The 5,438-nt window shown below is 42.8% G+C and carries 5 protein-coding genes and 1 pseudogene; 2 read left to right on the forward strand and 4 right to left on the reverse strand.

All coding sequences use genetic code 11. The features are described from left to right. Both ACE1AT_RS01415 and ACE1AT_RS01420 read left to right on the forward strand, forming a co-directional pair. Positions 1 to 267: pseudogene (locus ACE1AT_RS01415) on the forward strand (zinc ribbon domain-containing protein); the annotation flags it as partial. Between the two features lie 75 nt (positions 268 to 342). Further along, a complete protein-coding gene (locus ACE1AT_RS01420; RefSeq protein ID WP_374865530.1) occupies positions 343 to 969 on the forward strand; it encodes a 5-formyltetrahydrofolate cyclo-ligase in 627 nt (208 codons plus the stop codon). 87 nt (positions 970 to 1,056) lie between these two features. Here ACE1AT_RS01420 and ACE1AT_RS01425 read toward each other — a convergent pair whose 3' ends face one another. The 4 genes from ACE1AT_RS01425 to ACE1AT_RS01440 all read right to left on the reverse strand — a co-directional run. Continuing rightward, positions 1,057 to 2,598 carry a family 10 glycosylhydrolase gene (locus ACE1AT_RS01425; RefSeq protein WP_374865531.1) on the reverse strand — a complete coding sequence of 514 codons (1,542 nt, stop codon included), beginning with the start codon at positions 2,596 to 2,598 and terminating at the stop codon, positions 1,057 to 1,059. A 401-nt stretch (positions 2,599 to 2,999) separates the two neighbouring features. Next, complete coding sequence (psb27, locus tag ACE1AT_RS01430) at positions 3,000 to 3,398, reverse strand: photosystem II protein Psb27 (protein WP_374865532.1); 399 nt, start codon at positions 3,396 to 3,398, stop codon at positions 3,000 to 3,002. 259 nt (positions 3,399 to 3,657) lie between these two features. Then, on the reverse strand, positions 3,658 to 4,779 hold the full coding sequence (gene cofH, locus ACE1AT_RS01435; protein WP_374865533.1) for a 7,8-didemethyl-8-hydroxy-5-deazariboflavin synthase subunit CofH: 1,122 nt from the start codon (positions 4,777 to 4,779) through the stop codon (positions 3,658 to 3,660). Positions 4,780 to 5,073: 294 nt separating this feature from the next. Further along, positions 5,074 to 5,438, reverse strand: a 365-nt coding sequence (locus ACE1AT_RS01440; RefSeq protein ID WP_374865534.1) for a zinc ribbon domain-containing protein, incomplete at its 5' end; no start/stop codon positions are given.

The following is a 5,438-nucleotide window of genomic DNA, read 5'->3' on the forward strand; positions in this document are numbered from 1 at the left end:
TGTTCCTCCTCATAATACAAGCCAAAACTGCTCTAACTGTGGCAAGAAGGTTAAGAAATCTCTGTCTACTCGAACTCATGTTTGTCCTCATTGCGGATACACAGAAGACAGAGATATCAATGCAGCAATCAATATTTTGAGGCTAGGTCTCAGTACGGTAGGGCATACCGGAACTTACGCTTGGGGAGATTTGCACATCAAAGGGCAGTTGGTGTAAACCTGCTGTCTAACGGCGAGTCTGTGAACCAAGAATCCCCTCGGCTTTAGCCAGGGGAGTGTCAATCCCGCCCACTTACTTACAATAAAAACGCACAATGCCCTTTCATCAATCAGTTTTCTCGCGTGGATAAAGTTGATCGCCTACTAGATAAAGCGAAACTACGAAAATCGCTTCTCAAACAACGTCAATCAATGTCAGTCGCAGAATGGAAACAAAAAAGCGATCGCATCTATACTAACCTTCTCAACTCACCTCAGTTTACCCAAGCCAAAACAGTACTGGCTTATTTCAGCTTTCGTCAGGAACCCGATTTAACTCCCCTATTTGGGCAAGATAAAGATAGTCACTCTCCAAAAATATGGGGTATGCCTCGCTGCATCGGCAATTCTCTATCGTGGCATATTTGGATACTCAACGATTCAGTAAATATTGGGACATATGGCATTACCGAACCTGATCCTGATGCCCCAATTATAGAGCCGGAGCAAGTAGATTTAATTCTTGTGCCTTGTGTTGCTTGTGATCAGCAAGGCTATCGTTTGGGTTACGGCGGAGGATATTATGATCGCTTGCTCGCTGCACCTGAGTGGGCAAACAAATCAACTATTGGCGTTGTCTTTGATTTTGCCTACTTACCTCAATTACCTGTTGAACCTTGGGATAAACCTTTAGATGCTGTTTGTACAGAAACAAAGTTAGTTGTTAGTCATTGGGGATCGGGGATTGGGCATGAATCAGTTAACAGTTAACAGTTAACAGTTACCAGTTTAATTTGATAACTGATAACTGAGAAGTTGTCCTCCTTGTCTCCCCGATCCCTCATCCCCTTTCCCCGATCACTTCGCCCGACAGAATTTCCGTTCTTGGTCGTGTTCAGGATCTTGCCAAGAATAAGCAAAATGGCTTACTCCTCTAAGTTGCGAGGCGAATGGTCTCATTGCTTGCATTTGCGCGTCTAGAGATGGGCGACCATTGACATTTTTACCCCATTGACCAGCGATCGCAGGAATCACCTTTGTACCTGGTTTAGCCGCACTTAGCACCTGCTTTACTTGGGCTGCAATACAATCAACATTGCCGCAATTAGCATAAGACATAGGATGCCACTCTAGAGAACTTGGAAACCGATCCCAAGGCTGTAAGCGGGAATCATAACCTTGTCCAACGGTTTGATTCCCATCAGGAAAAAACACTACTCCTGCGGGGATACCAAGCTTTTGGGCTGGATAAGCAGCTAGGTTGACAAAATCTAGAATACCTTGCATGGCATGGGCAACAGAGAACTGCCATAGTTCTGATTGCAGTATTGGTTGTCTTTGTGTGGGAGGGATAACCGCAGCGATCGCTTTTTGTCCTATTGGTAATGATGGTTCTGCGGGTGGCGGTGGCGGTGGTGTACGCCCTTGCCACATCGGTTCTCCTTCTTGAGGATAAAGTTTGTCAATTTCACTAATATCTCCTGCTGTCACATATCCCTTGGTTAAAAAGCGGCGAATTAATTCCAGCCCTTTATTATTCTGCGCTCGTTGAAATAATGCTTGTTGGGTAGCTTCACTATATAGCCACAAATCTGTTACTTTAGTGGCTATAGAATCTCCCCCTGTTTGTCGTGGGTAGCGCACATAATCAAACAGCACTCCATCGGGACGACGGCGTAAAATTTCTTGTACCATCTGGTAATAGTCGCGCTTTGCTTGCACGTTGTAGGGGTCAATAAATACTTGAGAACCATCGTCTACAACATACAAGCTTGTTTGGCCCTTGCCATTGCGTGCGATCGCTCCTTCTCGATCACGACGCTGGGCATAGGTATAGCCAAAATTAGCGGTAAACATCCAGGCGTAGACCTTTAAACCCCGTTGTTGTCCTTTTTGAATTGCATTCAATAATAAATCAGCTTTTTCTTCCCCCGGTGTGCGAATCACAGAAGGCCATACTGTAGGATTACTTGCTGCTGGTAATAGTACCTGTCCATCGTAAAAAGCTTCCAAATAAACTTGGTTATAGCCTCGGTTGACAATTCGATCCATTATTCTGTCGATACTACCCGGCTGAATGTCGCAGGGATATAAACGCAACCAAATAGCTTGGACTTGTGGCCAGTTGCGATTTCGACATTCTTGTACTGTTTGTGTATGTTGGCGCACAAGTTGCAGGTACTGGTTTTGCGCTTGTTGATCGCCTTGAAGGGCTGACAAACGTAATTTTTCTTTTGCTTGCGCTTCTGCTGCTGATATCTGGCAAAATTGGTTGACTTCTTGAGCCTGTGCAGGCTGAGTTTCAAAGTATGGCATCAGCAGAGTACTGCTGAAAACCGCAGCGAAAAGACGCCGCCAAAAGAACATTGGCTTTACAACATTCAGGGGACGGTTAAGCATACTTAGCAATAAAATTACAGAAAAAACTATTAACTTCAAGTCAAATGAGTTGGAAAAAAGTGTGTAAAATTACAAACATAGTACAGCTTTGCGTAAAATCGTAGCGTTTTTAAACGCACCAGGTAGCAAAGTCAGCGCGGAGGAACGCAGAGTATTTCTGCATATAATTCGCTAGGAACGAATGAAATGCTGTACTTAGTTCTGAGGCTTTGCAGCCCAATTTTACTGACTTTCAACACCTCATTTCTGTTGCCGCATTTTTTATTTAATTTAATTAATGGTAAAAATTATTTTATGGGTGAAGCATTTGTACGTATATCTTTCCTAGCAAAACGAAATATCTTGGTACAAATGCTTTACCTTTAATGACTTTAGACAATCGACTGGTGCGTAAGAGACAATTATGCACCACGCTTTAACGCCATTTCGACCTGATTAAACTCCATTTCTAAACGATCCTTGAGCTTTTTCGGTACAGGGCGATTGGGATAAGAACTATAGTGTCCAGCAAGGGAATTGAGGGCTGTTCGCATGGTTGTGAAAGAACCCAAACCTGCAACAGAATTGTCCCGTTGATAACGAGCTGCAAAAGTATTAATTTGTTGACGCGCTTGTGATTGCGCTGCTACTTTTTCTGGTGAATCGTCTGGTAACTCTAGGGTATGTCTTAAAGTATTGAGTACAGCTAATGTATCCTGGCGATAATCGCCAGACAAACCATCTGGGCTACCGGAACAACCCATTAACCCAATAGCTACAACTAAGACCAGAGCAAGCAGACGTGACCAATAGCGCTTCATAATCATTGATGTCAAATTATATGTAAATCAACGTCCATCCTATCCTGGATTGGTATCCTGGGGATCATTCCAAGGGGAAGAGTATGGAGATACGAGGGACACAGGAACACGCAGACAAGGGAGACAAGGAAGACAAGGGAAAAAACTAATGACCATTGTACAGACGCGTAGACGCTCGTAAGAGCGGCTTCAAGGTAAGAGTATCATCGCGTCTCTACTAATCCCCAATGATCAATGACCAATGACCAATGACTAATGACTAACTACTACCTATCTTTTGATAAATAGTATCTCGTTGTTGGTAAGGTCTTCCCAGGGAAGCGATCGCACTTTGTAAGGTTTCAACTTCCATACATGTACCCCCTATTGCCCCTGCCATGGTGGTAATGTGTTCTTCCATTAGTGTTCCGCCAATATCATTACAGCCCCAATTGAGAGCTTCTATGGCTCCTGGGAGTCCTAGTTTTACCCAACTTGGTTGATGGTTAGGAATCCACTTTCCTAAGAAAATCCTTGCGACTGCTGTCAGCAAAAGTGCATTTTCTAACACCGGCTGATCACGCCCTACACGACGACGCAGGGGTTTGGGTGCTTCTTGCCCGACAAATGGTAATAAAATAAACTCAGTAATCAGGGCTGGATATTCTTGGCTGATGGCAGTTTGTTGGAGCGATCGCAATTTTTCTAAATGTTGAATTTGTTGTTCTGGATTCTCAATATGTCCCGACAGCATTGTACTAGTGGTGTGCAAACCCAATTTATGAGCTGTAGTGATAATTTCTAACCAAGTTGCTGTATCAATTTTTTCAGGACACAGTACGCGCCGCACTTCATCATCTAATACTTCCGCTGCTGTTCCTGGCATAGAACCTACACCAGCATCTCGTAAAGCAGCGATGACCTCAGCATAACTTAGCCCATCGATTCTAGCGATGAATTGTACTTCTTGGGGAGAAAAAGCGTGTAGATGTAGATGAGGAAATTCCTGTTTAATAGTTTTTACTAATTTGAGGTAGTAAGGCAAAGATTTACCGTTGATTTGGGCTGCTGGATTTAATCCACCTTGCATACAAATTTCTGTTGCACCCCGTTTAACAGCATCTTTTGTTTTTTCCAAAATCGCTGTCCAATCTAACCAGTAAGCACCTTCGTCACCTTCATCTCGTCGGAAAGCACAGAAACTACAGTGCTGCTCGCAGATATTAGTAAAGTTGATATTACGATTGATAACGTAGGTAACTGTGTCACCTGCTTGCCGTTGACGCAGTTTGTCTGCTGTCACACAAATTGCAGCAATTGAACTTGCATCAGATTGCTGTAATAATACCAATCCCTGTTCAGAAGATAAATCGTACCCCATCAAGGCACGATCAAGAATCATTTCTACTGTGCTGTTTATCACCTTAATATGCCGTTGCTCTCAAAGACTGGATTGACTGGAAATTGACTATACTAATAAAATTCTACTAACTAAATTTTGATATTTTCGATTTTTAAGTTTCGATGTTTAAATGTAGCTAAAATTACGAGATTGAAAGTAATTTTACGGCTATTACTTTATGAACTTTAATCTAATTACGTGTTACTTAAATTAATGGGAAAAAGAATTATAAAGATGATATTAGATATTAAAAAGTCTATTGTTTATTTATTGAGAATAGTTTATTTGACATACTCACCGACCTTCTAGGTCGGTGATTCTTGACGGATCACAGCAACGCGCTACCGTTGTAGTCTTACAGTCGCTCCCCGTCCGTTTAAGATCGTGCCGATGCCCCATGCCGACCATTTCTATGTTTTTAGAAGCGTTTTCATCTCTGTCGTGTTCAATGCCGCAGCTTAAACAAATCACTGAACGGACACAGAGATCCACTTTACCCCATCGATACCCACAACAAGAACAAGTCTGACTGGTGGGTTCCCATCGATTAATAACCCTGAATTCCCGATTAAGTTTTTCGCACTTTACCTCACACAATACCCGGAATTCTCGCCATCCTTGCAAACTGATTGCTCTTGCTAGTTTGCGGTTTTTAACCA

The sequence above is a fragment of the Pelatocladus sp. BLCC-F211 genome, from assembly GCF_041928655.1.
Taxonomy (GTDB): domain Bacteria; phylum Cyanobacteriota; class Cyanobacteriia; order Cyanobacteriales; family Nostocaceae; genus Pelatocladus.

Bases quoted from the DNA above. Each gene is read 5' to 3' on its own strand.
- ACE1AT_RS01425 (WP_374865531.1), bottom strand. From the start codon at position 2,598: ATGCTTAACCGTCCCCTGAATGTTGTAAAGCCAATGTTCTTTTGGCGG.
- psb27 (WP_374865532.1), bottom strand. From the start codon at position 3,398: ATGAAGCGCTATTGGTCACGTCTGCTTGCTCTGGTCTTAGTTGTAGCT.
- cofH (WP_374865533.1), bottom strand. From the start codon at position 4,779: ATGATTCTTGATCGTGCCTTGATGGGGTACGATTTATCTTCTGAACAG.